The 26,882-nt window shown below is 73.4% G+C and carries 25 protein-coding genes; 13 read left to right on the plus strand and 12 right to left on the minus strand.

Annotated features, from left to right (window positions below):
- Positions 1-19 precede the first annotated feature (19 nt).
- Together EDF20_RS05710 and EDF20_RS05715 are read right to left on the minus strand one after the other, a co-directional pair.
- Complete coding sequence (locus EDF20_RS05710) at positions 20-1,003, minus strand: aldose 1-epimerase family protein (protein WP_243833379.1); 984 nt, start codon at positions 1,001-1,003, stop codon at positions 20-22.
- Positions 996-2,261, minus strand: coding sequence for a D-arabinono-1,4-lactone oxidase (locus EDF20_RS05715; protein ID WP_133737945.1), 1,266 nt, complete (start codon positions 2,259-2,261; stop codon positions 996-998). Before EDF20_RS05715 ends, EDF20_RS05710 begins: the two co-directional genes overlap by 8 nt.
- Positions 2,262-2,476: 215 nt before the next feature.
- Here EDF20_RS05715 and EDF20_RS05720 point away from each other — a divergent pair, with 215 nt between their 5' ends.
- On the plus strand, positions 2,477-2,908 hold the full coding sequence (locus EDF20_RS05720; protein ID WP_133737946.1) for a hypothetical protein: 432 nt from the start codon (positions 2,477-2,479) through the stop codon (positions 2,906-2,908).
- A 41-nt stretch (positions 2,909-2,949) separates the two neighbouring features.
- Here EDF20_RS05720 and EDF20_RS05725 read toward each other — a convergent pair whose 3' ends face one another.
- Positions 2,950-4,377 carry an NtaA/DmoA family FMN-dependent monooxygenase gene (locus EDF20_RS05725; RefSeq protein WP_243833380.1) on the minus strand — a complete coding sequence of 476 codons (1,428 nt, stop codon included), beginning with the start codon at positions 4,375-4,377 and terminating at the stop codon, positions 2,950-2,952.
- A gap of 132 nt (positions 4,378-4,509) precedes the next feature.
- Between EDF20_RS05725 and EDF20_RS05730 the strand changes: the two genes are divergently transcribed.
- The 4 genes from EDF20_RS05730 (at position 4,510) to EDF20_RS05745 (ending at position 8,602) form a co-directional block, all read left to right on the plus strand.
- The gene (locus EDF20_RS05730) at positions 4,510-5,427 is read left to right on the plus strand and encodes an ABC transporter ATP-binding protein (RefSeq protein WP_133737947.1); all 918 of its coding nucleotides are present in this window, start codon (positions 4,510-4,512) and stop codon (positions 5,425-5,427) included.
- A gap of 196 nt (positions 5,428-5,623) precedes the next feature.
- Entirely contained in the window at positions 5,624-6,439 is an 816-nt protein-coding gene (locus tag EDF20_RS15610) for a hypothetical protein (RefSeq protein WP_166644756.1), read from the plus strand.
- A gap of 1 nt (position 6,440) precedes the next feature.
- Positions 6,441-7,943, plus strand: a complete 1,503-nt coding sequence (locus EDF20_RS05740; RefSeq protein WP_133737948.1) for a histidine kinase — start codon at positions 6,441-6,443, stop codon at positions 7,941-7,943.
- On the plus strand, positions 7,940-8,602 hold the full coding sequence (locus EDF20_RS05745) for a response regulator transcription factor (protein WP_243833381.1): 663 nt from the start codon (positions 7,940-7,942) through the stop codon (positions 8,600-8,602). Before EDF20_RS05740 ends, EDF20_RS05745 begins: the two co-directional genes overlap by 4 nt.
- Positions 8,603-8,931: 329 nt before the next feature.
- Here the strand turns inward: EDF20_RS05745 and EDF20_RS05750 are convergent, their stop codons facing one another.
- Together EDF20_RS05750 and EDF20_RS05755 are read right to left on the minus strand one after the other, a co-directional pair.
- Entirely contained in the window at positions 8,932-10,419 is a 1,488-nt protein-coding gene (locus EDF20_RS05750; protein ID WP_133737949.1) for an MFS transporter, read from the minus strand.
- Positions 10,420-10,711: 292 nt separating this feature from the next.
- On the minus strand, positions 10,712-11,464 hold the full coding sequence (locus EDF20_RS05755; RefSeq protein ID WP_133737950.1) for a gamma-glutamyl-gamma-aminobutyrate hydrolase family protein: 753 nt from the start codon (positions 11,462-11,464) through the stop codon (positions 10,712-10,714).
- A gap of 267 nt (positions 11,465-11,731) precedes the next feature.
- Here EDF20_RS05755 and EDF20_RS05760 point away from each other — a divergent pair, with 267 nt between their 5' ends.
- Entirely contained in the window at positions 11,732-12,085 is a 354-nt protein-coding gene (locus EDF20_RS05760) for a PRC-barrel domain-containing protein (RefSeq protein WP_123546803.1), read from the plus strand.
- Positions 12,086-12,239: 154 nt separating this feature from the next.
- Here the strand turns inward: EDF20_RS05760 and EDF20_RS05765 are convergent, their stop codons facing one another.
- From EDF20_RS05765 to EDF20_RS05795, 7 genes are all read right to left on the minus strand, one after another.
- Positions 12,240-12,809, minus strand: a complete 570-nt coding sequence (locus EDF20_RS05765) for a manganese efflux pump MntP family protein (RefSeq protein ID WP_123546804.1) — start codon at positions 12,807-12,809, stop codon at positions 12,240-12,242.
- 225 nt (positions 12,810-13,034) lie between these two features.
- Positions 13,035-13,592, minus strand: a complete 558-nt coding sequence (locus EDF20_RS05770; protein ID WP_123546805.1) for an NADPH-dependent FMN reductase — start codon at positions 13,590-13,592, stop codon at positions 13,035-13,037.
- Positions 13,593-13,774: 182 nt separating this feature from the next.
- Complete coding sequence (locus EDF20_RS05775; protein ID WP_243833382.1) at positions 13,775-14,434, minus strand: hypothetical protein; 660 nt, start codon at positions 14,432-14,434, stop codon at positions 13,775-13,777.
- Positions 14,435-14,602: 168 nt separating this feature from the next.
- Positions 14,603-15,565, minus strand: coding sequence for a D-isomer specific 2-hydroxyacid dehydrogenase family protein (locus EDF20_RS05780; protein ID WP_133737951.1), 963 nt, complete (start codon positions 15,563-15,565; stop codon positions 14,603-14,605).
- A gap of 181 nt (positions 15,566-15,746) precedes the next feature.
- Positions 15,747-16,595 (minus strand): carbohydrate ABC transporter permease, encoded by an 849-nt coding sequence (locus tag EDF20_RS05785; protein WP_123546807.1) that lies wholly within the window; start codon positions 16,593-16,595, stop codon positions 15,747-15,749.
- Entirely contained in the window at positions 16,595-17,572 is a 978-nt protein-coding gene (locus EDF20_RS05790) for a sugar ABC transporter permease (protein WP_133737952.1), read from the minus strand. The genes EDF20_RS05785 and EDF20_RS05790 overlap by 1 nt, the downstream gene beginning before the upstream one ends.
- Positions 17,572-18,903, minus strand: coding sequence for an extracellular solute-binding protein (locus EDF20_RS05795; RefSeq protein ID WP_133737953.1), 1,332 nt, complete (start codon positions 18,901-18,903; stop codon positions 17,572-17,574). Before EDF20_RS05795 ends, EDF20_RS05790 begins: the two co-directional genes overlap by 1 nt.
- 360 nt (positions 18,904-19,263) lie before the next feature.
- On the opposite strand from EDF20_RS05795, the gene EDF20_RS05800 reads away from it, so the two are divergent.
- The 7 genes from EDF20_RS05800 to EDF20_RS05830 all read left to right on the plus strand — a co-directional run bounded on the left by EDF20_RS05800 (position 19,264) and on the right by EDF20_RS05830 (position 26,835).
- Positions 19,264-20,415, plus strand: coding sequence for a type IV toxin-antitoxin system AbiEi family antitoxin domain-containing protein (locus tag EDF20_RS05800; protein WP_133737954.1), 1,152 nt, complete (start codon positions 19,264-19,266; stop codon positions 20,413-20,415).
- Positions 20,412-21,107 carry a bifunctional 4-hydroxy-2-oxoglutarate aldolase/2-dehydro-3-deoxy-phosphogluconate aldolase gene (locus EDF20_RS05805; RefSeq protein WP_133737955.1) on the plus strand — a complete coding sequence of 232 codons (696 nt, stop codon included), beginning with the start codon at positions 20,412-20,414 and terminating at the stop codon, positions 21,105-21,107. Before EDF20_RS05800 ends, EDF20_RS05805 begins: the two co-directional genes overlap by 4 nt.
- Positions 21,104-22,144, plus strand: coding sequence for a sugar kinase (locus EDF20_RS05810; RefSeq protein ID WP_243833384.1), 1,041 nt, complete (start codon positions 21,104-21,106; stop codon positions 22,142-22,144). The genes EDF20_RS05805 and EDF20_RS05810 overlap by 4 nt, the downstream gene beginning before the upstream one ends.
- A gap of 125 nt (positions 22,145-22,269) precedes the next feature.
- Positions 22,270-22,905: an MOSC domain-containing protein gene (locus EDF20_RS05815; protein WP_133737956.1), complete on the plus strand. Its 636-nt coding sequence runs from the start codon at positions 22,270-22,272 to the stop codon at positions 22,903-22,905.
- Positions 22,906-23,131: 226 nt separating this feature from the next.
- Positions 23,132-23,722: a PadR family transcriptional regulator gene (locus tag EDF20_RS05820; RefSeq protein ID WP_208292579.1), complete on the plus strand. Its 591-nt coding sequence runs from the start codon at positions 23,132-23,134 to the stop codon at positions 23,720-23,722.
- 78 nt (positions 23,723-23,800) lie between these two features.
- Positions 23,801-25,390 carry an MFS transporter gene (locus EDF20_RS05825; RefSeq protein ID WP_133737957.1) on the plus strand — a complete coding sequence of 530 codons (1,590 nt, stop codon included), beginning with the start codon at positions 23,801-23,803 and terminating at the stop codon, positions 25,388-25,390.
- 302 nt (positions 25,391-25,692) lie between these two features.
- A complete protein-coding gene (locus EDF20_RS05830) occupies positions 25,693-26,835 on the plus strand; it encodes an acyltransferase (protein ID WP_133737958.1) in 1,143 nt (380 codons plus the stop codon).
- The last annotated feature ends 47 nt before the right edge of the window (positions 26,836-26,882 follow it).

Here is a 26,882-nt window from a genome sequence, read left to right on the forward strand (position 1 = left end):
GCGCCCCGGCCTGGCCGGGTCAGGCGATCGCGGCGATCGTCCACGACACGGTGTGCGACTCCCCCGACGCGAGCCGGACGAGGTCGACGCCGCTCGTGAAGGCGTCCGGCGGGCAGGTCATCGGCTCCACGGCGAGGCCGAGGCGGTCGAGCTCGGGCTCGGGGCGGTCGCCCGTGTGCACCTGGACCCAGGGCAGCTCGGAGACGGCCCACGACATCGCGACGCCGCGGCCGTCGCGGGCGACGACCTCGACCGTGGCGCGGCCCTCGGCGTCCGCGTCGATCTCGGTGAAGGCGTGGTCGACGAACAGGTCGCCGACGGGGCGGGCCTCGCGGAAGTCGAAGCCGTCGCGCTCGGTGACGCCGTGCACGCCGGTGGGGACGAGGCGCTCCTCGGTGACCTCGAGGTAGCTCGCCGCCGGGAGCAGCAGCGACCAGTCGTCGACCCGGCCCTCGCCGGCGACGAGGTACGGGTGCGGCGCGACGCCGTACGGAGCCGTGCCCTGCCCGACGTTCGTCGCCGTGACCGTGGTGACGAGGCCGGCGTCGCCGAGTTCGTACACGGCCCGGAGCTCGAGGCGGTAGGGGTAGCCGTCGCTCGGTGCGAGCCGGGTCACGAGGGAGGCGCGGTGCGCGTCGGCCTCGTCGGCCGGGTCGGACGCCCAGTCCGCCCACTGCACCAGCCCGTGCAGCGCGTGGCCCCGCTCGACCTCGTTGAGGGGCAGCTGGCGCTCGGCCCCGTCGTCGTCCCACGAGCCGTCGACGACCCGGTTCGGCCACGGGGCGAGCAGCGCGCCGCGGTACAGCGGACGCACCTCGTCGAGGCCGAACGGGACGACGAGGTCGCGACCGTCGTGCGTCAGTGAACGCAGCGTGGCACCGACCCCGGCGATCTCGGCCCGGTACGGGCCGTGCTCGAGCACGGTGGGCACGCCGCTGACGGGGACGGCGGCAGGCGTCGCCGGGTCGGTGACGGCGGTGGTGGCGGTGGTGGTCTCAGGCACGGGCGGCTCCTCCGAAGACGGTGTGGTCGAGGTGCGCGTTGCGGAACCGGCCCTCGGGGTCGACGGCGGCGGCGTGGGCCGCGAAGTCGTCCAGTCGAGGGTAGCGACGACGCAGCACCCCGTGGTCGAGGCCGGACACCTTGCCCCAGTGGGGGCGGGCGTCGAACGGGGCCAGCGCCTCCTCGACGCTCGGGAGCACCGCGAGCACCGCCTCCGTGTCGCGACGCCAGGTGAAGTGGAACGCGATGCTGTCGCGGCCGCCGCTCGGGCTGAGCCAGGCGTCGTCGGCGGCGACGCTGCGGATCTCGCTGACGAAGATCACGTCGGCCAGGCTCTCGCCGATCGCTCGGAGAGCCTCGACGGCGGCCGGGGCGTGCTCGGCGGGGACGAGGTACTCGCTCTGGATCTCCTCCCCCGCACTCGGCGTGAACTCGGCGCGGAAGTGCGGCAGCCGGTCGAGCCACGGGCCGGGGACGCCGAGCTGCGGGGTGACGGCGTCGGCCGCCGTGTCGGGCAGCATGTGCACGGCCTCGGAGGCGGGGCGCGCGCCGAGCGCGACGAGGTCGAGCGGCGTCGCGAGCGGCGCGTCGCCGACCCGCGCCTTCGCCCAGACCTGGCCGACGACGTCGCCCGTCCACCTCGTGAAGAGGCTGACGCTGTAGGCGTGCGCCATCAGTGCGTCGAAGTCCTCGAGGGCCGCCTCCCACGGGAGGTCGTGGTGGACGGTCTGCACCACGTCGAACGTCGGCACGGTGTCGAGCACGAGCGCCGTGACGATCCCGAGGGCACCGAGGCCGACGACGGAGGCGCCGAACGCCTCGTCACCGCGTCGGACGACGTCGAGCGAGCCGTCGGCCCGCACGATCTCGACCGCGGCGACGCTCGCCGAGAGCGCGGGGTTGCGCACCCCGGAGCCGTGGGTGCCCGTCTGCACGGCGCCGGCCACGCTGATGTGCGGCAGCGAGGCGAGGTTCAGCAGGGCACGGCCGCGTGCCTGCAGCTCGCGGGCGAGGACGGCGTGCGTCGTGCCGGCCCCGACACGCACCGTGCCGGCTGCCTGGTCGAGCTCGATCGGGAGCCCCAGGGCCTCGGTCGAGACCAGCACCCCGTCGGTGTCCGCCACCCGGTTGAACGAGTGCCGCGAGCCGATCGCCTTCACGCGACGGCTGGACGCGACCACGTCGCGCAGCTCGTCGACCGAGGTCGGGGTGCGGAGGTCGGTCGTCGTGTACTCGACGTTCTCGGCCCAGTTGTGCATGAGACTCCTTCGACTCGGTGGCGGCGTCCAGTCTAGTGAGCGCTCACTCGGAGCGGGCCGAGCCCGTGCCGGTGCTCATGTCCCCCTCACTGGGGACCGCCGACCCCCCGGACCGGGGCCGCGTCCCCCGTTGTCCCCCGGGCCAGGACGCGGTTCGCTGGGTACAGGCCCCGGGAGACCGCCGCCGACCGACCACGACCCAGGGGAACACCACGATGGACTCGACCGCACACGGCACCGACGCCGTCCGCGCCTCCGCTCCGCAGCAGCTCCGCCACGATCGCCGGGTGCGCCCCGAGCGCGTCGTCGGACTGCGCCGTGCGCCGTCGTTCTTCCTCACCTGGCTCGACGTCCCGAACGACGGCAGCGACCCGGCCCTGCCGCTCGGTGCCTGCCTCGTGCTCCGCCGCGTCGGCGGCCAGACCCCCCGCGACGTCGTCGTCGAGCTGCCCGGCGGCGTCGCCCGCCGCTCCGACGCCCTCCGTCGCCGCTCGGCGATGGGCGTCGCGACGCCGACCGAGATCGGCGCCCTCGCCGAGCTCGGCACCGTCTTCGTCGAGTGGACCTCGTCGGACGGCGTCCGCCGCACCACCTGGCTGCGCGTGCCGTCGGTGCCCGCGCGCTACCGCGTCCGTCGCGCCGCCTAGCCGCGTCGTGTCGCCCCGGCGCGCGTCAGCGCGTCAGCGCCTCAGCGCCGGTACGCCGCCGCCGGGTGCGACGCCGGGAGCCGCGGCCCGCCTCCCGTGTACCGCTCGCGCAGCGTCTCGCCCGGCACGTACGCCTCGCGCACGCGCCCGCGACGGCGCAGCTCGGGCACGACCAGCTCGACGAAGTCGCGCAGCGTGTCGTACGAGTGGTACTGCCGCAGGTTGATGCCGTCGATCCCCTCCTCGTCGAGCCACCGCTCGATCTCGTCGGCGACGACCGTCGGCGTCCCGGCGACGAAGAACGCGCCGCCCCAGGCCTCGTCCACGCTCGCGATCAGCTCGCCGACCGTGATGTCGAGAGGCAGGGAGGCGGCCGCCGGGTGCTCGAGGCGCCCCTCGGCCACGAGGGCCTCGCGGACGGTCGTCGCGGGGTCGTGCGACGGCGCGTCGAAGGGGACGCTGCGGTGCACGAGCGCGCCTTGCTCGCTGGCGAACGACTCGTAGAGGGCCAGCTTCTCGGCCACCGCCTCCTCGGTCTCGGCCGTGATCACGCCGGCCTGCACGATGAAGCGGACGTCGTCGGCAGCCCGGCCCGCCTCGACGGCCGCGGCCCTGGTGGCCTCCGCCACGCGGGCCACCGCACGTCCGCCGGTGAAGACGACCTCGGCGTTGCGGGCGGCCTGCTCCACGCCGGTCGGCGACGCAGTCGCGAGGAAGAGCACCGGGGTGCGCTGCGGCGACGGCTCGCTGAGGTGCGGCCCGACGACCTTGTAGAAGCGGCCGTCGTGGTCGATCGTGTGCACCTTCGACGGGTCGGTGTACACGCCTGAGCCGGGCGCGAGTCCGTCGGCGATCGGGTCGGCGACGACGGCGTCGTCCTCCCACGAGCCCTCCCAGAGCTTGTAGAGCACGTCCAGGTACTCGGCCGCCCGGGCGTAGCGCTCCTCCTTCGGGATCTGGTCGTCGAGCCCGAAGTTGCGCGCGGCCGAGGGCAGGTACGAGGTGACGACGTTCCAGCCGACGCGGCCCCCCGTCAGGTGGTCGAGCGTCGACATGCGTCGCGCGAACGCGAAGGGAGGCTCGTAGCTCGTCGACGCGGTGACGCCGAAGCCGAGGTGCTCGGTCACCGCGGCCATCGCCGGCACGACGAGCATCGGGTCGTTCGCGGGCGCCTGTATCCCCTCGAGCAGGGCCGGCGCCGGGCTGTCGCGGTAGACGTCGTAGGTGCCGAGCACGTCGGCGAGGAACACGGCGTCGAAGCCGCCCTGCTCGGCCAGCCGCGCGAGCTCGGTCCAGTAGCGGATGTCGGTGTACTCGCGACGGTGGTTGCCGGGGAGCCGCCAGAGGCCGTGCGTGATGTGGCCGACGCAGTTCATCTCGAAGAGGTTGAGGATCAGCTTCTTCCTCGCGGCGGGCGCGGCGTCGGCGTGGGGTGCGGTCTCGGGCGTCGGGGCGGTCTCGTCGGTCACCCGGTCGACACTGCCACAGGCCGGAGGCGCGGGCCTAGCCCGTGACGCCCCGCGACGGGTGGTACCGCGGTACCACCACGACGGCACCGTGCTCCGACGAGGGCGACGAGCTTGCTCCGTAGCGTCGTGACCATGATCGAAGCCAGCCACCTCACCAAGCGCCACGGCGCCTCCCTCGCCGTCGACGACGTCTCGTTCACGGTCGCGCCGGGCACCGTCACCGGGTTCCTCGGGCCGAACGGCGCCGGCAAGTCGACCACCATGCGGATGATCGTCGGGCTCGACCGGCCGACCTCGGGCACGGTCACCGTGAACGGGAACCGCTACGCCGACAGCCCGGCGCCCCTGCAGGAGGTGGGGGTCCTGCTCGACGCCGGAGCCGTCCACCCCGGGCGCACGGCCCGCGACCACCTCCGCACCGTCGCCCGGACGCACGGCATCCCCGACCGCCGCGTCGACGAGGTCATCGGGCTCACCGGCCTCGAGTCGGTCGCACGTCGCCGTGCCGGCACCTTCTCCCTCGGCATGGGACAGCGCCTCGGCATCGCCACGGCCCTGCTCGGCGACCCCGACACGCTCGTGCTCGACGAGCCCGTCAACGGGCTCGACCCCGAGGGCGTCATCTGGGTGCGGCAGCTCTGCCGCTCCCTCGCCGCCGAGGGGCGCGCCGTGCTGCTCTCGAGCCACCTGATGAGCGAGATGGCCCAGACGGCCGACCGCCTCGTCGTCCTCGGCCGGGGCCGGGTCATCGCCGACGCCTCCGTCGCCGACGTGCTCGCCGGCCAGGGAGGAGGCACGGTCGCCGTCAGGACCGACTCGGCCGAGCGCCTCGAGGCCCTGCTGCGCCCGCTCGGCGGCACGGTCACGCGCCTCGCCGCGGACCGGCTCGAGGTCGCGGGGCTCACCGCGGAGCAGATCGCCCGGGCGGCCTCGCCGGCCGGCGTGCTGCTGTTCGAGCTGACGCCCACGCAGACGTCGCTGGAGGACGCCTTCTTCGGCCTGACCGACGACTCGGTCGAGTACCGGTCCGGGTCGAGGACTCAGGCGTGATCGACCGGGGCGCCTCGGGGACGGGCGCCGCCGGCCCCCCGTGACCAGCGCCTCCTGAGTCCTCGACCGGACTGAGCACCGCAGCCGCGCTGCTCCGACCTCCGACCACTGCTTCGCGCCTGCTCCTCCGCGCTCTCTCCTCCTCCCCTCCTTCTCTTCTTCCCTCCCCGCACTTCCTCCCGATCGGAGACACCTCGTGACCACCGCACCCCTGCTCAGCCCGCTCGAGCGCGCACCGCGCCTGACCTTCGCCCGCGTCGCCTGGTCGGAGCGGACCAAGCTGACGAGCGTCCGCTCGACCTGGCTGATCGCGGCGCTGACCGTCGTCCTGTCCGCCGCGGCGAGCGCCGCCGTCGCCCTCACCGACGCCTCCGACCCTGCCGGCGCACTGGCGGGCGGGGTGGCGACCACCCTCCGCACGATGGCGCCGGCGACGACGGTCGGTGAGCTCTTCGTCGCTGTGCTCGTCGTGCTCTTCGTCACGCAGGAGTTCGCGACCGGCCAGAAGCGGACCACCTACTCCGCCGTGCCCCGGCGGCTGCCCGTGCTCGCGGCGAAGGCCCTCGTCGCGGCGGGCGCCGCCGTCGTGCTCTCGGCGGCCTCGTCGGTCGCGGCGTGGGCGGCGTCGAGCGCGGTGCTGTGGAGCACGGGCCTGCGGACCTCGCTCGTCGACGCCGCCGTGCTCCAGGCCGTCGGCGCCGCGGCGGCGTGGCTGGCCGTGCTCACCGTGTTCACCGTGATGGTCGCCACCCTCGTCCGGAGCTCGGCCGGGGCGATCGCCATCGTCCTCGGGGTGCTGCTCGTGCTGCCCGTCGCCGTGATCCTGCTGACCGCCAGCCAGGGATCCGACTGGTCCGTACTGCTCCTCACGTACGCTGAGACGACCATGAGCCAGCTCTTCTCCGGCACCGAGCCCGCCGCCGACCTGGGCCGCGACGTGGGCGTGCTCGCCGCGTGGCTCGTCGCGCCGACCGCCGCCGCGGCGTGGGCCACCGCGCGACGCGACGTCTGAGATGCGCGTCCGCCGCGCCTCCTCGTCGTCGGGTCCCGACGCCGCGCCGAGGCCCGGCCCCGCGCCGGGGCCCGGCGCCGCGCCGGTACCGGTGCCGGTCCCCGGCGTGGGCGCCGGTGTGGGCGCCGTGCCCCGGCCGCCCGGGGCGATCCGCCGACGCATCGCGGCGCACCCCGTCGCGACGGACGTCGTCGTCGCCCTCGCGGCCGGGGCGTTCGGGATCCTGGGAGGCGTCTCGAAGATCGCCCCGTGGGTCGTCGTCTTCCCCGCTCCCTGGCCCTGGTACGTGCTCTGGGCCCTCGCCTCCGGCGCACTTCTGCTGCGCCGCAGGCTACCCGTCGTCGTGGCGGCGGTCGCCTTCGCCGCCCTCGTCGGCCAGGCCGCGCTCGACGCGACCGACCTGCCCTGGGCCTTGCTCATCGCCCTCTACTCGGTCGCGGCCCACCGCGGCGCCCGCTGGGCCTGGGCCTGCTCCGCGGCGGTCGTGGGCCTGCTCTGGGCCCTGTCGGCGACGCTGGTCCCGCAGCTGGAGTCGCCGCTGGTGGCGGCCTTCGGCATCGTCGTGGTCGTGCTCGTCGGGCTCAACGTGCGCAGCCGGCGCCAGTACCTCGCCGCCCTCATCGACCGGGCCGCACAGCTCGAGCGCGACCGGGACCAGGAGGCGCGTCTCGCCGCGGGCGCGGAGCGCGCGCGGATCGCCCGCGAGCTCCACGACGTCGTCGCCCACGGCATGTCCGTGATGATCAGCCTCTCCGACGGGGCCGACGCGGTCGCCGAGGTCGACCCGGCGCGCAGCCGCGACGCCGTGCGGCAGATCGGCGTCGTCGGACGGGAGGCGCTGGCCGACATGCGCCGCCTGCTCGGCGTGCTGCACGACGACGACGACGACGCGGCGCTCGCTCCCCAGCCGGGGCTCGACGAGCTCGACGACCTCGTCGAGACCTACCGCTCGGCCGGCCTGCCCGTCGCGCTCACCCGCGTGGGCGAGCTGCCGACGGCTCCTGCTCTGCAGGTGGTCCTCTACCGGACAGTGCAGGAGGGGCTGACGAACTCCCTGAGGTACGCCGAGCGGCCGACGCGGGTCGCAGTGGTCCTGCGCGGTGCCGAGGGTCGGGGCGTCGGCAGTGGCAGCGGCAGCGGCAGCGGCGATGTCGACGCGCTCGGGCTCGGGCCCGCGCTCGGCGGGGTCACCGTCGAGGTCGTCGACGACGGCGCGGGCACCGTCCCCGCCGCCTCGGTCGGGACGGAGCGCGGGCTCGTCGGGCTCCGCGAGCGCGCAGCACTGTACGGGGGCACCCTCGAGGCCGGCCCGCGCACGGACCTGGGCGGGCGCGGGTGGCGGCTGCGGCTCGCCCTGCCGGGTCACGGCGACGGCGCCGGCGCTCAGCCGGTGACCGGGGCGAGCGCTCAGCCCCTCCCCGGGCGGGACGCCCAGCCCGCCGCGAGCGCGACCTCTGCCCCGACGCCGACCGACGCCGACCAGCTGCCCGAGGAGGCACCGTGACCGACATCACCGTCATGCTCGTCGACGACCAGGACCTGCTGCGCGCCGGCATGGCGATGGTGCTCGGGGCCCAGCCGGGCCTCCGGATCGTGGGCGAGGCCGCGGACGGCCTCTCCGCGGTCGAGCGCGACGCGGAACTGCGGCCGGACGTCGTCCTGATGGACGTCCGCATGCCCGCCCTCGACGGGATCGAGGCCACCCGCCGCATCGTCGCCGCGCGCCCGGAGGCGCGCGTGCTCGTGCTGACGACGTTCGACCTCGACGAGTACGCCTTCGGGGGCCTGAACGCGGGCGCGAGCGGGTTCCTCCTCAAGGACGCTCCCCCGGCCGACCTGGTCGCCGCGATCCGCACCGTGGCGGCGGGCGACGCCATCGTGTCGCCGCGCGTGACCCGCGCGATGATCGACCTGTACCGGGGGCGCCTGCCCGATCCTGCGGGCGTGCGTCGCGCCTCCTCGATCGACCTGCTCTCCGAGCGCGAGCGAGAGGTGCTCGTCGCGATCGGGCGTGGGCTCAGCAACTCGGAGATCGCCCGGGAGCTCTTCCTCTCGGAGTCGACCGTCAAGACGCACGTCGGACGCGTGCTGGCCAAGCTCGACGCGCGCGACCGGGTGCACGCGGTGATCTTCGCCTACGAGAACGGGCTCGCCGGGGGCTGATCCCGCGCCGCGGGCGGCCTTCGCGCTCGACCGTGTCGAGCGATCAGGAGGCGACGACGCCGACGACGCTCGTGCCGCCGGTCGGAGCCCGTCGAGGACGCCGACGCCTGAGTCCTCGACACGAGGGTCGCTCGCTCAACACGGGGGCCGCCCCGCTCGACCGCGTCGACCGCGTCGACCCTTCAGGAGACGGCGCCGTGCGCGCCGTGCACGCCGCCGATCGGGCGCCCTCGACGGCGCCGCTGCCTGAGTCCTCGACACGGCACCGTGCCGCGGTGGTGCCGGGCACGGGAGGCGCGGGCACCCGTTCCGACGGACCCCGACCGGGGCTAGCTGCTCCGACGCCCGCCGCGCACTGCGGGTCCGGTCGGCACCGAGCCCGTGCGGGCCGCCTGCACGGTCGCGATCGACGCCGTCACGACCGACACGGACGAGGTGATGGTGCGGAGGCTCGACGTCGACAGGGTCGACTGCGTGTGTCCCGAGACCGGGAAGCCCCGGCGGCCGAGGACGACGACCACGAGGCTCGCCCCGACCACGACCGCCGCGACGAACGGCAGCGCGCCGAGGCCGAGCCCGGCCGTGCCGAACACCTGTGCGCCGAGCGCGGCCCCGGCCGCGATGCCGACGTTGGAGCCTGCGTTGACGAGAGCTCCGGCGATGTCGGGGCTGACGCCTCCGGTGCGGATGGCCGCCGCCATGAATAAGGTCCCGGTGGTGCCGTTCGCCGCGACCCAGAGCCCGGCTACCACGAAGGTGCCGACGAGCGAGCCGTGCACGAGGGGCAGGGCGGCGAGGGCCAGCGCCATGACGGCCACGGCGGCGATGAGCGTCTGTCGCGGCGCCCGGTCGACGAAGGCACCCGCGGTCAGCAGCCCCACGATGCCCGTGACGCCGAGCACGAGGAGGGCCGGTGCGACCGCGTCGTCGCTAAGTCCGGCCGTCATCAGGTACGGGCCGACGTAGGTGTAGACGACGTAGTGCCCGGCGAACAGGAGGAGGTCGGCGACGACGACGGCGAGCAGGCCGGAACGAGCCCAGGCCGCGACCGAGCCGAGGTGCGGCGACGACTCGCCCCGGACCGCGGGCAGGAACGCCAGCGCCACGACGGCGAGGACGGCGGAGGCGACCGCCACGGCGAAGACCGCGGAGCGCCAGCCGAGGTGGTCGCCGACCGCCGTGGCGAGGGGCACGCCGAGCACGAAGCCGAGCGAGCTGCCCGAGTAGACGAACGCGATGGCGCGGCCCGCGAGCCGGGGCGGGACGATGCGCGTGGCGTACGCCGAGGCCACCGAGAAGAAGAGGGCGTGGGCGATGCCGCCCACGACGCGTCCCACGCAGACCGTCTCGAAGTTCGGGGCGAGCGCCACGATCAGGTTCGACGCGGTGTAGCCACCGAGGGTCGCGACGAGGACGGCCTTCCGCGGCACGCGCGCCGTCGCCCACGTCAGCGGCAGCGCGAGCAGGGCGACCGCGAGGGCGTAGACCGTGATGACGACGCCCATGCGGGACTCGGTGACCCCGAGGTCCTCGCTCATCGTCGAGAGGAGTCCGACGGGCATCAGCTCGGTGGTGATCGCGAAGAACGTGGCCAGCCCGAGCACGGCGATGCCGACGATCGCCGACGGGGTGAGGACGTGCGGCGTACCGTCGTGGCCGTGGGTCGGACGGGGGGCCGGGGTGTCGATGCCGCTGACCCGCATGGACCCCGTGTAGGTCGAGGCCGGGGTCGAGGTCGGGCCCTGCGTGTCGGGCTCGGGGGCGAGGGCCACGGAGCCGGTGCGGGTGTCGTCGGGACGCGGGGAGTTCTGGGGCACGGTCAGGCCTTCCTGGACGGGCCGGCCGGGCGCGCACGACGATCGGCTCGTCGAGGGACCACTCAGCCGACAAGACCCGGCGTGACGGCGCGGGCGGTGTCGGGAGGCGGAGCGCGCACGTCGCGGCGGAGGGGCGGGCGTTCGGGGATGGGCCACTCCACGACGAGGGCGTCCATCCAGTGTTGCACGGCCCCCCGGGCCCTCCGCAAGATCCAGAACGACATTCGGTTTTGCGGCCTGCGCAGTGCCGTCGCCGCCCTGGTCGACAGGTCGCCGCCCCGCTGTGACGGCCTCAGGAGGCGCGGCGAGCGGCCAGCGCCGCCTCCAGCAGGTCGGTGAGCACGGTGCCGCGCGACCCCGCGTCCTCCGGGTGCCACTGGACGCACCAGACGGGCGCCTCCTCGTGCTCGACCGCCTCGATCGTGCCGTCGTCGGCGCGGGCGACGACCCTGAGCCCCGCGGCGACACGTCCGACGGCCTGGTGGTGGGAGCTCCGCACGTCGAGCTCCGTCGCGCCGAGCGCCTTCGCCAGCTCGCTGCCGGGCTCGACGAGCACGCGGTGGTCGACCATGCTGTCCGTGGTGTCGCCTCCGACGTGTCCGCCGTCGTGGAGGTGCTGCACCAGGTCGCCGCCGAGGGCGACGTTCACGAGCTGCATGCCCCGGCAGATGCCGACGAGCGGGGTGCGTTCCTCGACGGCGCGACGGACGATCGCGACCTGGGCCCGGTCCGCCGCCGGGAACGTCTGGCCGAGGTGCGGCTCGCCCGGGTCGCCGCCGTAGAGGGACGGGTCGACGTCCTCTCCCCCGGTCACGATGACCGCGTCCGCCGCCGACAGGCGCTCGTCGAGCTCGGCCGGGGGCGTCTGCGCCGCCGGCACGCGGTCGACGGCGAAGCCCACGTCGGTCGCCGCCGCGACGACGCTGGCCGTGAGGCGCTGCAGCTCGGCCTCGAAGGCGGGGTCGTCGCGTCCGCCATCGGCGACGTCGACGACGAGCAGGACGGGCGTCGACGCAGGGTCGCGTCGAGGACTCAGGTCGGACATGCCGCCATCGTGCCAGGCGCCTGCCGGCGGGGCCGGTCGCGACGCGCACGCCTGAGTCCTCGACGGCACGGGGCAGACCGGAACCGCCCGGATCGGCACGGCGCGCCTGCGCGCGGCCCAGCCCGCGCGGACTGCCCGGGCCGAGCGCACTGCCCGGCCCGCGCGCACTGCCCGGCCCGCGCGCACTGCCCGGCCCGCGCGCACGCCGGGCTACTACCGTCGACCACACGCGTGCCGGCCCTGATCCGTGCAGCAGAGAGGGATGTCATGTTCGAAGCGGAGAACCTGCGCGACTGGATCGGCCTGCCGGTCGTCGACCCGAGCGGCGACAAGATCGGACAGCTCGAGAGCGTCTACTTCGACACGTCGTCGGACACCCCGTCCTTCGCGACGGTCCAGACCGGCCTCGTGGGCAAGAAGCTCATCTTCGTGCCCCTCGACGGCGCGGTCGTCGCCCCGAAGCACCTCAAGGTCCAGTTCGACAAGAAGCTCGTCAAGGACGCCCCGTCCATCGACACCGACGGCGAGCTCGAGGCCTCGCAGGAGGCGGACGTCTTCGCCCACTACGGCCTCCCCTACGCGCTGGGCGCCGGCGGAGAGCGCCGACTCGGCCGCCGCTGACGCAGGCTGCGGGACACGAGGAGGCGCGGTGCGACGAGCACCGCGCCTCCTGTCGTCGTCCCCGACGTCGCGATCTGCAGCCTGCTGCTCCGGGACCTCGGCCCGTGAGCCGCGTTCCGGGCAACGGCCCGCTGGCCTGCGCTCCGGTGCCTGGCTAGGCAAGCACTCCGAGGTGCTCGAGCAGGATGCTCGTGCCGATGAGGATCAGGACGACGCCGCCCGCGATCTCGGCCGGCTTGCCGAAGCGCGCCCCGACCCGGTGGCCGACGAGCACGCCGACGAAGGTCAGGACGGTCGTCGTCACGCCGATCAAGAGCACGGCCCCGCCGATGGACACCGGCAGGAACGCGAGCGTCACGCCGACGGCGAGGGCGTCGATGCTGGTCGCCACCGCGAGCAGCAGCAGCTCGCGGGTGGAGATCCGGTCGACGTCCTCGTCGTCGTCCGCGCCCTTCGTGAAGGCCTCCCAGAGCATCTTCGCGCCGATGAGGGCGAGGAGCCCGAAGGCGATCCAGTGGTCGAAGTCGGCGATGTAGCTGGCGAAGGCGGTGCCGAGCAGCCAGCCCGCGAGGGGCATCGCCGCCTGGAAGAGACCGAACGTCACGGCGATGACCGTGGCCCCGCGCACCGAGAACTGGCGCATGTGCAAGCCCTTGCCCAGCGCGACGGCGAAGGCGTCGGCAGAGACGCCGAGGGCGATGAAGAGGAGGGCCCAGAAGCTCACGACGGGTCCTTTCGGTGGCGGCGACGGCGGGCGTCGTCGCCCCGGAACCTGTCGATCTTGGCATGCCGGAGGCGGCCGTGACGCCAGAAAATCCCTGATCAGACAACTTCGGGACGCCGAATCCGCGGTGTCGGGCGACCGCGTGGGAAAGCGGGCGAGACCGACACGGTCTCGCCCGCCTCCTGCTGGCTCGTCGCGCCTGCGACGACGCTCCCGAGGAGTCGCCTACGCGGCGTCGCTGCGCGTCGACGCCACGACCGCGGACACGACCTCGGCGAGCTTCGCGACGACCTCGGCGTCGTCCTTGGGGTGCACCTCGGCGAAGCGGACGACCGAGCCGGGGATGGCCAGGGTCACGTCCTCGAGGACCTTCGCGCCGGCGATGCCGAACGACTTGCGGGTCTCGTCCTGCGCCCACACGCCGCCGAACTGGCCGAACGCGCTGCCGATGACCGCGACCGGCTTGCCCGAGATCTGGCTCTCGCCGTAGGGACGCGAGGCCCAGTCGATCGCGTTCTTGAGCACGGCAGGGATGGTGCCGTTGTGCTCGGGCGTGACGACGAGCACGGCGTCGGCGCCGCTGAGCGCGCTGCGGAACGCGACGGCCGCCTCCGGACGGGCGCCGTCCACGTCGATGTCCTCGTTGTAGAACGGCAGGTGCGCGATGCCGTCGTAGACGCTCAGGGTGACGCCCTCGGGGGCGTTCAGCACCGCGGTCTCGGCGATCTGCTTGTTGGTGGATCCGGCGCGCAGGCTGCCGACGAGGACGAGGACGGTGGTCATGGGGTCTCCTTGCTGAAGGGGTGCGGTGGGTGCGGCGGGCTCCGACGCGGGTAGGTGACGCGTCATGCACGTGCACGGAGGGAGACCTGCCGGAGGCGCGGGATATTCCCGAGGGTCGCTGCGGGACGCGCGCTGGCCCTCACCTCGCGCGTCGTCGCGGGGCTGCCGCGCGCCTCCTCGGCTCAGGCCGGACGTCGGATCGTGCTGACGACGTCGACCAGGCTGGGCCGCGCGGGCGCCGAGCCGAACCCGAATCGCACGGGCGGCGACAGCGGCGCGATCGAGCCGAGGTCGACGCCGTCGCGGACGGCCGTGACGGCGGCGAGGTCGCGCACGAGGGTGACGCCGTAGTACTCGCGGCGGCCTCCGCCCGCGGTGCCGGCCGTGCGGGCGCCGCGGACGAGCACGCGGGCGACAGGATCGACGAGGGTGAGCCACGCCGGCCGGGTCGCGAGGCCGCGCGGGACCAGCCGCAGCAACACGCCGAGCCACGAGATCGGCCCGACGGCGAGCGTCACCTCGAGGTCGCCCGCCGTCACGGCGATGCCGCCGTCGACCCTGCGGCGGGCGACCGGGACGACCCGCACCTCGTCGAACGAGTAGGTCGACGAGACGTAGTCCGCGACCTCGGGCGAGGGTGCGAGCAGGAGGCGGTGGCCCGCCGCGTCCTCGATCATCACGTCGGCGAAGCGGCCGAGCGGCGACTCGTCCCACATGCCGATGACGACACGGGTCCCGGAGGCCGTGCCGAAGCCCGCGATGCGGCCGCGGAAACGGTCGTCAGGGGCGCGCGGAGGGCGGTGCCGGCCGAGAGCGGGCAGAACGGGACGGGGACGGCGCATGGGGGCGACGGTACGCGGACCTAGGCGTCGAGGATTCAGGCGGCGGGGGCCGGACGGCCGTGCTCACCTGCACGCCGACGCCGTGGACGTGCCCGCCTCCTGAGCCCTCGACAGGGTCGCTCCCGGCGGGGCGGCAGGCCTGCGGGCCCACGGCCCTGCGAGAAGGGGTCAGTACCCGGCGTCGACGTCCACGACGCCGACGGGCTGTCCGCCGTCGGCGAGCGCCCGGATGTTCTCCTCGACCCGGGCCTGGAACAGCGGCTCGGTCATCGCGTTCGTGTTCGCCTGGTGCGGGGTGATCAGCGCCAGCGGCTCGTCCCAGAGAGGGTGCCCGTCGGGCAGCGGCTCGGGGTCGACCACGTCGAGGCCGGCTCCGCCGATCGACCCCGCGGCGAGCGCTGCCACGAGCGCGTCGGTGTCGACGAGGGGCCCTCGGGCGATGTTCACGAGCACGGCGGTGTGCTTCATCGCCTCGAGCTCGGCCCGGCCCACGATCTTGGCCGTGCCGTCGGTGAGGGCGGCCGCGACCACGACGACGTCCATGTCGGGCAGCACCTCCGCGAGACCCTCGGCGGTGATGGTGCGCACGGCACCCGGGACCTCGCGGGGCGTCCGCACGACCATCGTCACCTCGACGTCGAACACCCCCAGGAGCCGCAGCAGCTCGGTGCCGATGCCGCCCGCGCCGATGATCAGCACACGCGACCCGTTCAGCGAGATGCCGCGCTGCTCCTGCTCCCAGGAGTCCGCACGGGCTCGGAGGGGCAGCGAACGCAGCGTCGCCAGGGTCAGGGCGAGCGCGTGCTCGGCCACCGGCGCGCTGTAGGCCCCCTTCGCGCTGGTGAAGACGAGCCCGTCACGGCGGGTGGCCCTCATCGTCTCGACGTACGAGTCCACACCGGCGCTCGGCAGCTGCACGACCGAGACGGCGGGGTGCTCGTCGATCGCCCGGCGCAGCTCGGCCTGGTCGACGCGGCCGCCGACCACGATCATCTGCGTCTCGTCGCCGAGCTCGACCGCCCTGGCGCCGGTGGCCTCGACGGCGCGCGTCGCGGGGCCGACGCCCCAGACGTCGCCGCCCACTCCGGACGAGTCGGGGACGGGGAGGACGGTCACGGCGATGTCTGTCATCGGCCCAACCTATCGACGCCGCGGCGACGTGCCCGCGCTGGCGTGAGGCCGCTGGCGTGAGCCCGCCCCCGTCGAGGACTCAGGCGAGACCTGTCCGGTGCCGGCCGCCGGGCCCGCGCCACGGCGGCGACCGCCTCGGGTGCCTGAGTCCTCGACGCGACCGGGCCCGCGCCTCCTCGCCTCAGCCCTTGACCGCCCCCGAGGTCAGCCCGGAGACGATCGAGCGGCGGAAGATCAGCACCAGGATCACGATGGGCACGGTCGCCGAGACCGACGCCGCGAAGATCGCCCCGTACGGCACGGTGAACTGCGTGCCGAAGAGCGCGATGCCGACCGGGATCGTGCGGAACGACGTCTCGCTGTTGAAGGTGAGCGCCATGAGGAACTCGCTCCACGAGGCGGTGAAGGTGAAGACGCCGACCGTGAAGAGGCCCGGCTTCGACATGGGCAGGATGACGGAGAACACGGTGCGGAGGGGCGAGGCGCCGTCGATCTCGCTCGCCTCCTCGATGGTGGTGGGGATGCCGGCGAGGTAGTTGCGCATGATCCAGATCGCGAACGGCAGGTTGAACGCGACGTACGGGATGATCAGGCCGGGGTAGCTGTTGAGCAGGCCGAGCTGCCGCTCGATCAGGTAGATCGGCGTCAGGACGGCGATCGCGGGGAACACGGACAGCATCAGGAGCGTCGTCATGATGGTGGTGCCGCCCTTGAGCTTGCGGCCGGTGAGCGCATAGCCCGCGAAGAGCGCGAGCCCAAGGACGAGCACCGTGGTGCTGACGGCCACGATCACGCTGTTGAGCATGTAGACCGCGAGGTCGTTCGAGACGAACGCGGTGACGTAGTTCTCGAGCGTCCAGGTCTGGGGAACGACCGTGGGAGGCGACGCCGCGACCTCGGGAGCCGTCTTGAACGACGACACCACGAGCCAGTAGAGCGGGATCGCCGTCACGAGGGCGATGAGCACGCCGCCGATGTTGACCACGTTGACCCAGCGGCGCCAGCCGCGCCGGATCTTGGTGCGGGCCATCAGTCGCCTCCCTTCGCCTGGTTGCGGAACGCTCGGAGGAACAGCAGGCAGCCGAGCCCGACGATCAGGGCGGTCGACGTGGCGATCGCGGCTCCCGGGCCGATGTTGATGTCCTGGAAGAGCACCTTGTAGCCCATGATCGCGAGGGTCTGGGTCGAGGTGCCGGGGCCTCCCTGGGTGAGGACGAACGGCAGGTCGAAGACGCCGAACGCCTGCAGCACCCGGAACAGGACCGCGATCGTGAACGTCGGCAGCAGCTGCGGCATCACGACGCGCCAGAAGGTCGACCACGCGCTCGAGCCGTCGAGCTCGGCGGCCTCGTACTGTTCGTCGGGGATCATCACGAGGCCCGCGAGCAGGATGATCGCGACGAACGGCGTGGTCTTCCAGATGTCGGCGACCATGAGGGCGGCCGCGGCGCTGACCGGTTCGCCGAGGATCACGGGCGGGCTGTCCGCGAACAGGGCGATCCCCCACGTGGCGATGCCGTAGGTCGAGTCGTAGATGTACTTCCAGAGCTGCGCGGAGACGATGGTGACGAGCGACCACGGGATCAGCAGCAGCGCGAGCATCCAGCCCCGGGTCACGCCGAGCCGCTCGAGCACGAGCGCCGAGAGCATGCCGAGCACGAGCTCGATCGTCACCGTGACGACGGTGTAGAGGATCGTGAAGCCGAGGGCCCGGTACCAGTCCTGGCTCTGCAGCAGCGCGCCGTAGTTGGCGAGCGTGTACTCCTCGACCTGGAACCCGTCGTAGTCGATGGTGACCCGCGCGAAGCTGAGCACGACCGAGTAGATCACCGGGAACACGGTCACCAGCAGGATGACGAGCAGGGCCGGGCTGGCGAAGAGCCACGCGGCGCGGTTGCGGGTGCGCGCGAGCGAGGTGCGCGCTGAGCGTTCAGGCGTCGGCGGCCCCGTGGTCGTCGAGAGCGCGGTGTCCTGGCGGGGCGTCGTCGTCTCTTCCTGAACGCTCATCACAGGGCCTGCCCGGCGAGTGCCACGTCCATCTGCCGCTGCATGCGGCTGGTTCCCGTCTCGACGGCCGACTGCCCCGCGGCGATCGAGTTCGCGTTGACGTAGATGCCCTGCGAGACCTTCGGGTAGAAGGCGGTCGCGGTCGGCCTCGGCACGAGCGTGTAGTCGGCCGCGATCTCGTACTGCGGCTTGGCGGCGGCCTTCGCGTCGGGGCTCGTCAGCGACGCCGTCCGCGCCGGGATCACGCCGCCCTCGCGCACGATGAGCTGCTGCGCGTCCTCGTCGGCCAGCCACCGCGCCCACGCCAGGGCCGCGGCCGGCTTCGCGGTGTGCGGGTTGATGTAGCTGCCCCAGCCGCCGATCGTCGTGTGCGTCTCGTCCGTGCCGTCGAACCCGGGCCGAGACCGGATGCCGATCTTGCCTGCGACGCTCGAGGCGTCGGGGCTGTTCGCGGTGTCGTACGCGTACGACCAGTTGCGGAGGAACGCCGCCCGCCCCGTCGTGAAGGCGTCCAGGCTCGCCTGCTCGATGTACGTCAAGGAGGCGCGGGGCGTCACGCCCTCGGAGACCAGCGAGGCCATGAACTCCAGCCCGCGTCGCGCCTCCGAGCTCGTCGCCGTGGACTCGGTCACGTCCTCGTCGGTGAAGCGGCCGCCGGCGTCGGCCACGAACTCGACCGCGTTGCACGTCATGCCCTCGTAGACGTTGCCCTGGAAGACGAAGCCGTAGTCGACGTCCCCCGTGTCGATCAGCGCCTTGCTCGTCTCGACCACCTCCTCCCACGACCCCGGCACCTGGAAGCCGTGCTTGTCGAGGAGGTCCTGCCGGTAGACCAGGAACGAGTTGTCGATGTAGACGGGGAACATGTAGTACTCGCCGTCGACGCTCGCGGCGGAGCGGAGGCCCTCGGGGTACTGGTCCCAGAAGTCGTCCGGGACGAGGGTGCTGAGGGGCGTGGCGAGGGAGTTCTCGGCGAACTGGCCGGGCCAGGCGATGTCGCCGTGGATGACGTCGGGGCTCTGCGAGCCGGCCGCGATCTGGGTGGTCAGGGTCGTGCGGTTCGTGTCGGTGTCGGCAGGCGCCGCGACGAGGTTGATCCGCACGTTCGGGTACTGCTTGTTGAACTCCTCGATCAGGCGGGGGCGGAGGTCGCCGCCCTCGTTGGTGGCGATGTTGGCGCTCCACCAGTCGATCGTGACGGGCTCGTCGCCGACCTCCGTGGGCCAGTCGCCGATCTCGGTCCGCTCGGCGCGGGGTGCGCAGCCCGCGAGCGCCGCGACTCCTGCCAGTCCCGCCGCCCCGGCGAGCAGCCCCCTGCGGTCGATCTGCATGCGTCCTCCTCGACGTGTCGATCGTGCGCGACGGCCGCTGGTCTCCCGTGACCGCGCTCTTCCACCCTAAGAACCGGCTCGACGGGGAGTCAAGGGCGCCGAGGGGCCCCGAGCGCGTGAGCGCCCCTCGTACGCCATCGCCGCGGGGGCGCGGTCGACGGATCAGGACACGCCGTCGGTCACCGCGTCGCGACGCGCCGAGCCGGGTCAGACGGGCGCCAGGACCTGAATGATCGACTGCACGGCCGCGCCGCGATGTCGGGTCGGCGATCCCTCCTCAGCCCGGCGACGCGCCACGGCCGTCCCCAGCGGCCCTCCGACCCTCGGCGGCGAGACCGGACGCCGCGCGACAGTGTCGGCATGCACACCAGCACCCTCACCGACATCGTCGGCGATGCCGGGGGCTTCGCCACCCGTCAGCAACTCCGTCGGGCCGGCGCGACGGATCGCGACCTCACCCGTGCCGTGCGGTCGGGCGACCTCCATCGGCCGCGCCTCGGCTGGTACAGCAACCTGCCCCTCGACGACGACCGCGTCACGGCGGTCCGGGTCGGCGGGCGGCTGACGGGCGCCTCCGCCCTGTTCCACCTCGGCGGCTGGATGTGGGATCGTCCCGACTCGGTCTGCGTCTCCGTCCCGCCCCACGCAGCGCGGCTCCGCCGGTGTCGACGGTCACGGGTCGTGTGGGATCCGGTCGGCGTCCGGGAGCGGGGCGGCGTGGCCGTCGTCTCGATCGCGGACGCCCTCGTCCGAGCAGTCCTCGAGGAGGACTTCGAGATCGCGGTCGCGCTCTGCGACTGGGCCCTCCACCAAGAACGCCTGTCGGACGCCGAGTTCTGCGGGGTCCTCGCCCGTCTGCCCGCCGACGCCCGCGGCATCGCCGACTGGGTCGACGCCGACAGCGAGAGCATCCTCGAGAGCGTCGTGCGCACGCGGCTCCGGAGGGCGGGCTTCCACGTCACCTCGCAGGTGCCCGTCGGCTTCGGCCGCCACACCGACCTGGTCGTGAACGGCGTGCTCGGAGTCGAGACGGACGGGCGCAAGTGGCACGCAGACCGGTTCGACGCCGACGTCAGCAAGGACATGGCAACCTTCATCCGTCGGCGTATCCCCGTGCACCTCAGCTACGACCTGATCACGGAGCACTGGGACGTCGTCCTGGCCGCCATCGAGGCGGCGGTCCTGATGCACCGTGACGGGACGGCGGCCGGGCCCGTGCCGCCGAGCCGCACGCGCGTCCGCGACGACCTGTCGACCGGACGGACCCCAGGTCCGGGCCGAGGGCGGGACGAGGCGACCGGACGACGGTCGACGCACGGACGCTCGCGACCTGGCCGACGGTGGCGTCTGCCACGTCGTCGGCCCGACGAGGCGCACCACAGCTGGTCCCGCCGCCGTGAACTCGCCCAGCGGCACCGAGCACAGGCCCTGGCCCCACGCGGGTCAGCCCTCTCCCCCGCCTCGGGTCATACTGGTCATGACCACCGCACCGGCGCGAAGGACTCACGATGACCGTCAGCAGCACGTCCACGGCCGCTCAGGCCCCGACCGGACCAGGCGGCCGGACGCCTGCCTCGGCTGCTCTCCGAGGATCGCGCGTCATCGCCGTGCTCCGAGCACCCACGGCCGGGGAGCTCGAGCCCGTGGTCGAGGCCCTCGTCCGCGGAGGCATCCAGAGCATCGAGCTGACGCTCACGACGCCCGGTGTCCTGGCCGTGCTGCCCGATCTCGCCCGTCGCTTCGCCGACGCCGCCGAGATCGGCCTGGGGACCGTCACCACGGTCGAGCAGGGCCTGTCCGCCGTCGACCACGGCGCCGCCTACGTCGTCACGCCCATCACGTCGTCGGCCATCGCTGCCGCGGTCACGAGCCGTGGCGTGCCCTTCTACCCCGGCGGCCTGACACCGACCGAGCTCTGGTCGAGCTGGTCATCGGGCGCCACAGCGGTCAAGCTCTTCCCCGCCTCGACGGTGGGGCCCGGCTACCTGGGGCAGCTGCGCGGCCCCTTCCCCGACCTGGAGGTCGTGCCGTCAGGCGGCATCGAGCTCGACGACGTCCCGGCGTGGATCCGCGCGGGCTCGCTCGCCGTGAGCCTCGGCGGTCCTCTCCTGCGTGACGCCTTCGCCGGAGGCGCTGCGAGCGCCCTCGAGGAACGCGCACGCCGCGTCGTCGGGCTGGCCCTCGAGGCCGGGGAGGCGCGGTGACGGACCCGACCGCCGCCTCCTCCAGCTCGACCAGGCGACCACGGGTCGTCACGCTCGGCGAGACCATGGGGCTGCTCTCCAACGCGCAGCCGGGGCCGCTCGCCCACGCGAACACGATGCAGCTCGGCATCGGCGGCTCGGAGTCCAACGTCGCCATCGGCCTGAGCAGGCTCGGCGTGGACGTGACCTGGTTCGGCCGAGTGGGCGACGACTCCGTCGGCCGTCTCGTCGCTCGCGAGATCCGCGCCGAGGGCGTCGACGCCCGGGTCACGATCGACGACGGTGCGGCGACCGGCCTGATGATCAAGGAGCGTCGGACCTCGACCTCGCAGAACGTCACCTACTACCGGGCCGGGAGTGCCGGATCGCGTCTGTCGTCCGACGATCTCGACGAGTCGGCCATCGCTTCGGCGGACGTGCTGCACGTGACCGGCATCACGCCGGCTCTCTCGGACTCGGCTGCGCAGGCGGTCCGCCGAGCCGCCGACGTCGCCCGCGAGGCGGGTGTCCTGGTGTCGTTCGACGTCAACTACCGGCGTGCCCTGTGGTCGACGGGTGACGCCGCGACGTTCTGCCGGGAGTTCGCAGCCGGCTGCGACGTGCTGTTCGCCGGAGAGGACGAAGCCGCGATGCTGCTCGGGCCGGCCGCCTCGGCGTCGTTCGCCACCGACTCCGCCGCCGCCGGTTCCCCCTCCGATGCCGCTGCCGCAGCCGCAGCACTGGCATGCGGCCTCGCCGAGTTCGGTCCGCGGCAGGCCGTCGTCAAGTGCGGTGCGGCCGGTGCCGTGGCGATGGTCGACGGCCAGCTCGTCACGCAGGTGGCCGTGCCGATCGTCGCCCACGACACGGTCGGGGCCGGGGACGCGTTCGTCGCGGGCTACCTCGCCGAGCTCGCGGCCGGGAGCGACGCACCGACCCGCCTGCAGACCGCCGCGACGGTCGGGGCGTTCGTCTGCCTGGCGGCCGGGGACTGGGAGGGCCTGCCCCGACGGTCCGAGCTGGGGCTGCTTCACGCCCGCGAGGCAGTCACGCGCTGACGACGCTGACGAGCGCTGACACGCTCGCAGCCTCGACGCGCGCCGTCACCGCCGCACCCTGTCTCGAGCGCCCGCCGTTCGCTGTCCGCCTTGTCGAGGGTCGTGGTCTCGGGCACGATGGCCCCATGCCCCACGTCACCGCGATCTGCCGCGTCCACGCCCTGCTCGACGACTCCGGCAGCGTCGGCGTGACCGCGATCGACAAGCGACCGGTCGAGGGGCCGGTGCCCGTCCGCAAGCTCGGCCTGCGGGGTGACGTCCAGGCAAGTCGTGCCCACCACGGCGGCGAGGACAAGGCCGTGTACGCCTTCGCGGACGAGGACGCCGACCACTTCGCCGACCTCCTCGGCCGTGAGGTGCTCCCCGGTTCGTTCGGCGAGAACCTCCGCACGTCGGGCCTCGACGTCACCGGCGCCGTCATCGGCGAGCGGTGGGCCGTCGGCGAGCGTCTCGTCCTCGAGGTGACCATGCCGCGGACTCCGTGCGCCACGTTCGCGCGTCGACTCGGCGAACGGGGCTGGGTGCGGCGGTTCCAGGAGGAGGGCAGGCCCGGCGCGTACCTCAAGGTGGTCGTCGGCGGCGAGATCTCCGCGGGCGACGACCTCCGGGTCGTCTCGCGCCCCGAGCACGGCGTCACCATCGGCGAGTGCTTCGCGGGGCTCGCTCCTGAGCGGGCCGCACTGCTGTTGAGCGATCAGGAGTCGCCGTCGCTCGCGCCCGGGATGCGCGACGTCGCCGAGCTCGCCGCGTCCCGCGCCTGAGTCCTCGACAGCGCGGCGGCGTCAGCGGCTGCGGCGGCGGCGGCGGCGGCGGCGGCGGCGGCGGCGGCGGTGGCGGTGGCGGTGGCGGCGGCCCGGGGTCAAGCGCCCGAAGTTCGCCCTGCGACGCGTCCGGCCTGCTCGACGCCGGGTGTGCCCGCGGTGAAACCGAGGTTGCGCGCACTGCACGATATTTGACGCGAACGACTACTCGTGCGAGAGTACCTCGGTGTCCTCCATCCGCCTCTTCGTGCTCGACTCGTTCGCGCGCCACGGCGAGATGCACGGGCACCAGCTCAAGCTCCAGGCCGAGCAGGAACACGTCCACCAGTGGACCGACATCTCGGTCGGCGGGCTGTACGGCGCCCTCAAGCGCCTCGCCGCCGAGGGCCTGCTCACCCCCGTCCGCACCGAGCGCGAGGGCAACTTCCCCGAGCGCCAGGTCTGGGCGATAACCAACGAGGGTCGCGCGGCCCTCGCCGACTCCCGCCGGCACGCGCTCGAGACCGTCGTGCTGCGGCCCGATCCCTTCGACCTCGCGCTGACCCGCGTCGACCCCGACGCCATCGACGACCTGGTCGGCACGGTCCACGAACGTCGTCGGGCGGTCCGTCGTCTCCTCGACGACGAGATCGAGCACCACCGTCGCGCCAGCCCCTGGCTCTCCGTCGCCGAGAAGCACGCGATGGCGCACCGAGAGCACCGGCTCCGCGCCGAGCTCGACTGGCACGACACGCTCGTCGACGCGCTCCCCGAGATCGTCGCCGACGAGGAGGCGGGTGCCAGGCACGCACTGACTCCCGGCTCCCCCGGTCGGTAGCGACCGCCTCCTCGACTCCCATCTCCCTCTTCCGGCCACCCGCCGGGCACCCGACCCTGCCCCCTGAAAGGCACCTCCATGACCGACGCCACCGCCCGGGCAGCCGCCCCGGCGCCCGCCATCCCCCGCCAGTCGTGGCTCGCCCTGTCGGCGCTGCTGCTCGGCATGTTCATCGCCCTGCTGGACACGACGATCGTCAACGTCGCTCTGCCGACGATCAGGACGAACCTCGACGCCTCCGAGTCGACGCTGTCGTGGATCATCTCGGGCTACGCGCTGGCGTTCGGCCTGACGCTCATCCCGGCCGGCCGCATCGGCGACCGCATCGGGCACAAGTGGGTCTACTTCTCGGGCGTGCTGCTGTTCACGCTGGCCAGCCTCGCCTGCGGCGTGGCCACTAGCGACCACCAGCTCGTCGTGTTCCGCGTCGTGCAGGGGCTCGCGGGCGGCATCTTCGTGCCGGCCGTGACGGCGTTCATCCAGCTGCTGTTCCCGGGGCGGTCGCGCGGCAAGGCCTTCGCGATCATGGGAGCGGTCATCGGCGTCTCGTCGGCCCTCGGGCCGATCATCGGCGGACTGCTCATCCAGGCGTTCGGCGACGAGCACGGCTGGCGTCTCGTGTTCTTCGTGAACCTGCCCTTCGGCATCATCACGCTGATCGCGGCCGCCGTGCTGCTCCCCCGTCGCGACGAGTCCGTGCCTCGCCCCGACCGCGGGCTCGACTGGTTCGGCCTGCTGCTCGTGTCGGCGGCGTTCGTCGCGCTGCTCGTCCCGCTGATCCAGGGGCAGGACGAGGGCTGGCCCCTCTGGACCTACCTGAGCATCGCCGGCGGCCTCGTGCTGCTCGCGCTGTTCGGGCTGTGGGAGGTGGCCTACACCCGCCGAGGACGCACGCCTCTGGTGCCCCCCAAGCTGTTCTCCCACCCGCAGTTCACGGGCGGCGTCGTCCTGGCCCTCGTGTACTTCGCGGCCTTCACCAGCATCTTCTTCACGATCTCGCTGCTTTGGCAGTCGGGCCTCGGGAACAGCGCCCTCGCCTCCGGCGCCGTCGCCATCCCGTTCGCGGTCGGCAGCATCATCTCGTCGTCGCAGAGCAACCAGCTCGCCCAGAAGCTCGGCCGCAACGTGCTGGTGCTCGGGACGGCCCTCGTCACGATCGGGCTCGGGGCGATGTGGATCATCCTCCTCGTAGTCGAGCCGGCCGACCTCACCAACTGGATCCTGCTGGTCCCGCTGCTGGTGGCCGGCCTCGGGAACGGCTTCTTCATCGCCCCGAACGTTCAGTTCATCGTGGCCACGGTCGACCCGCAGGACGCCGGCTCGGCCAGCGCCGTGATCTCCGCCATCCAGCGCATCGGCTCGGCGGTGGGCATCGCCATCATCGGCAGCGTGCTCTTCGGGTCGCTGCCCGGCGGCCGCGAGCTGGCGACGGCGGCAGGCCGTGCCGCGGGCTTCACCGACGCCTCCGCCGCGGCCATGGGCGTCAGCGCGGCGTTCGCGCTCGTCGCCTTCGCGCTGGTATTCGCCCTGCCGCGCCGGGTCGGCCACGGCCGCCCCTCGGGAGCCGGATCCAGAGCCGTAGGAGACGCCGCCTCCGGAGCAGACGCAGGTCCGGGAGCGGGCAGCCACGGCGGCTCGGGCAAGCACGCCGGGGCCCCCACGGCCTGACGCGCCGCGCGCGCACCGCACCTCCCCTCGCCTCGCCTCGGCACGCGGGCCACGCAGGGCGTCGACGACTCAGGAGTCGTCGACGCCCTGTCGTCGTCCCGGCACGCTCCCTGCTCGCTCTCGCCACCGCCTCCTGACTCGTCGACGCGCTCGACACGCTCGACACGCTCGACACGCTGGACACGCTCGACACGCTCGCCGCGCTCGCCGCGCTCGACGTGCCTTCCCCCTCCACGCGCCTCACGCACCTGTCCGCCCAGCGCACCCGGGCAGATCGGAGGTCCGCCGGGCAGACTGGCCCGATGCCCCTCGCCTCTCCGACGACATCGACGCGCCGCGACCGCGTCCTGCCGCTCGACGGCCTGCGCACGGTCGCCATCGCCTTCGTGGTGCTCTACCACCTGCACGTGCCCGGCTTCGGCAGCGGATTCGTGGGCGTCAACGTCTTCTTCGTGCTCTCCGGCTACCTCATCACGACGCTGCTGCTCGGCGAGCACGCCCGCACGGGCCGCATCCGCCTGGGCCGCTTCTGGGTGAGGCGGATCCTGCGCCTGTACCCGACCCTGCTCGCCGTCGTGGTCGTCGGCGTCGCCCTGTGGTGGCTGATCGGCGACTACCAGGGCTCGACCATGAGCGCCCTCGGCGCTGCCGCGGTCGCGCTCACCTACACGGGCAACGTCGCCCGCTCGTTCCTCGGCGAGTCGCAGGGTGTGTTCTCGCCCATGTGGAGCCTCTCGATGGAGGAGCAGTTCTACATCGTCTGGCCGCCCCTCCTCATGCTCCTCATCGCGGTCGTCGCCACCCGCCGGGTCATGGTGGCCGTGCTCGGCGCGCTCGTCGTGGCCTCCGTGGTGGCGTCGGGCTTCCTCTTCGAGGCGCCCGGGGGCGGGTCGACGCCCGACATCTACTTCAGCCCGGTGCTGAACGTGGCTCCGCTGTTGCTCGGCTGCGGACTGGCGCTCGTGATGGGCTCCGAGAAGGGGCAGGCGCTGTTCCGAGGCCGCCTCGGCAGCGTCGCCACCTGGGCCGGCCTCGCCGGCGTCGTCGGCTCCCTGGCCGCGATCGGGAGCGGCTGGCAGCAGAACGTCACGACCTTCACCGTGATGCTGCCCGGCGTCGCGATCGCGTCGGCACTGCTGATCGGCGGCCTCGTCTCCCGACCGTCGCTCCCCGCCCGGGTGCTCTCGCTCAGCCCCGTCGCCTGGTTCGGCCGGGCGCTCTCGTACCCGATCTACCTCTGGCACGTCGTCTTCATCGCCCTCATCACCCCCGTCGTCCCCGGTGCGCTCGGCGTCGTGGCTGTGATCGCCGCGTCCGTCGTCACGGCGTACCTCTCGCACCGCTTCGTCGAGGGGCCGGCCCTTCGTCTCAAGGACCGCCTCGGCACGTCCGCCAAGGAGGCGCGGAGCACGACACCGGCAGAGCGCGAGCTGACGAACGCCTGACGGTCGCGAACACGACGGCGGCGGCGGCCGTCGTGTCCGCTCCTCAT

The organism is Frigoribacterium sp. PhB116 (assembly GCF_004364285.1).
In the GTDB taxonomy this organism is placed as follows: domain Bacteria; phylum Actinomycetota; class Actinomycetes; order Actinomycetales; family Microbacteriaceae; genus Frigoribacterium.

What these genes read in the sequence shown, in the direction of transcription:
- EDF20_RS05715 (WP_133737945.1), bottom strand. Translation starts at nt 2,261, where the DNA reads ATGCACAACTGGGCCGAGAACGTCGAGTACACGACGACCGACCTCCGC.
- EDF20_RS05720 (WP_133737946.1), top strand. Translation starts at nt 2,477, where the DNA reads ATGGACTCGACCGCACACGGCACCGACGCCGTCCGCGCCTCCGCTCCG.
- EDF20_RS05730 (WP_133737947.1), top strand. Translation starts at nt 4,510, where the DNA reads ATGATCGAAGCCAGCCACCTCACCAAGCGCCACGGCGCCTCCCTCGCC.
- EDF20_RS05740 (WP_133737948.1), top strand. Translation starts at nt 6,441, where the DNA reads ATGCGCGTCCGCCGCGCCTCCTCGTCGTCGGGTCCCGACGCCGCGCCG.
- EDF20_RS05755 (WP_133737950.1), bottom strand. Translation starts at nt 11,464, where the DNA reads ATGTCCGACCTGAGTCCTCGACGCGACCCTGCGTCGACGCCCGTCCTG.
- EDF20_RS05760 (WP_123546803.1), top strand. Translation starts at nt 11,732, where the DNA reads ATGTTCGAAGCGGAGAACCTGCGCGACTGGATCGGCCTGCCGGTCGTC.
- EDF20_RS05770 (WP_123546805.1), bottom strand. Translation starts at nt 13,592, where the DNA reads ATGACCACCGTCCTCGTCCTCGTCGGCAGCCTGCGCGCCGGATCCACC.
- EDF20_RS05775 (WP_243833382.1), bottom strand. Translation starts at nt 14,434, where the DNA reads ATGCGCCGTCCCCGTCCCGTTCTGCCCGCTCTCGGCCGGCACCGCCCT.
- EDF20_RS05780 (WP_133737951.1), bottom strand. Translation starts at nt 15,565, where the DNA reads ATGACAGACATCGCCGTGACCGTCCTCCCCGTCCCCGACTCGTCCGGA.
- EDF20_RS05785 (WP_123546807.1), bottom strand. Translation starts at nt 16,595, where the DNA reads ATGGCCCGCACCAAGATCCGGCGCGGCTGGCGCCGCTGGGTCAACGTG.
- EDF20_RS05790 (WP_133737952.1), bottom strand. Translation starts at nt 17,572, where the DNA reads ATGAGCGTTCAGGAAGAGACGACGACGCCCCGCCAGGACACCGCGCTC.
- EDF20_RS05795 (WP_133737953.1), bottom strand. Translation starts at nt 18,903, where the DNA reads ATGCAGATCGACCGCAGGGGGCTGCTCGCCGGGGCGGCGGGACTGGCA.
- EDF20_RS05800 (WP_133737954.1), top strand. Translation starts at nt 19,264, where the DNA reads ATGCACACCAGCACCCTCACCGACATCGTCGGCGATGCCGGGGGCTTC.
- EDF20_RS05805 (WP_133737955.1), top strand. Translation starts at nt 20,412, where the DNA reads ATGACCGTCAGCAGCACGTCCACGGCCGCTCAGGCCCCGACCGGACCA.
- EDF20_RS05815 (WP_133737956.1), top strand. Translation starts at nt 22,270, where the DNA reads ATGCCCCACGTCACCGCGATCTGCCGCGTCCACGCCCTGCTCGACGAC.
- EDF20_RS05825 (WP_133737957.1), top strand. Translation starts at nt 23,801, where the DNA reads ATGACCGACGCCACCGCCCGGGCAGCCGCCCCGGCGCCCGCCATCCCC.
- EDF20_RS05830 (WP_133737958.1), top strand. Translation starts at nt 25,693, where the DNA reads ATGCCCCTCGCCTCTCCGACGACATCGACGCGCCGCGACCGCGTCCTG.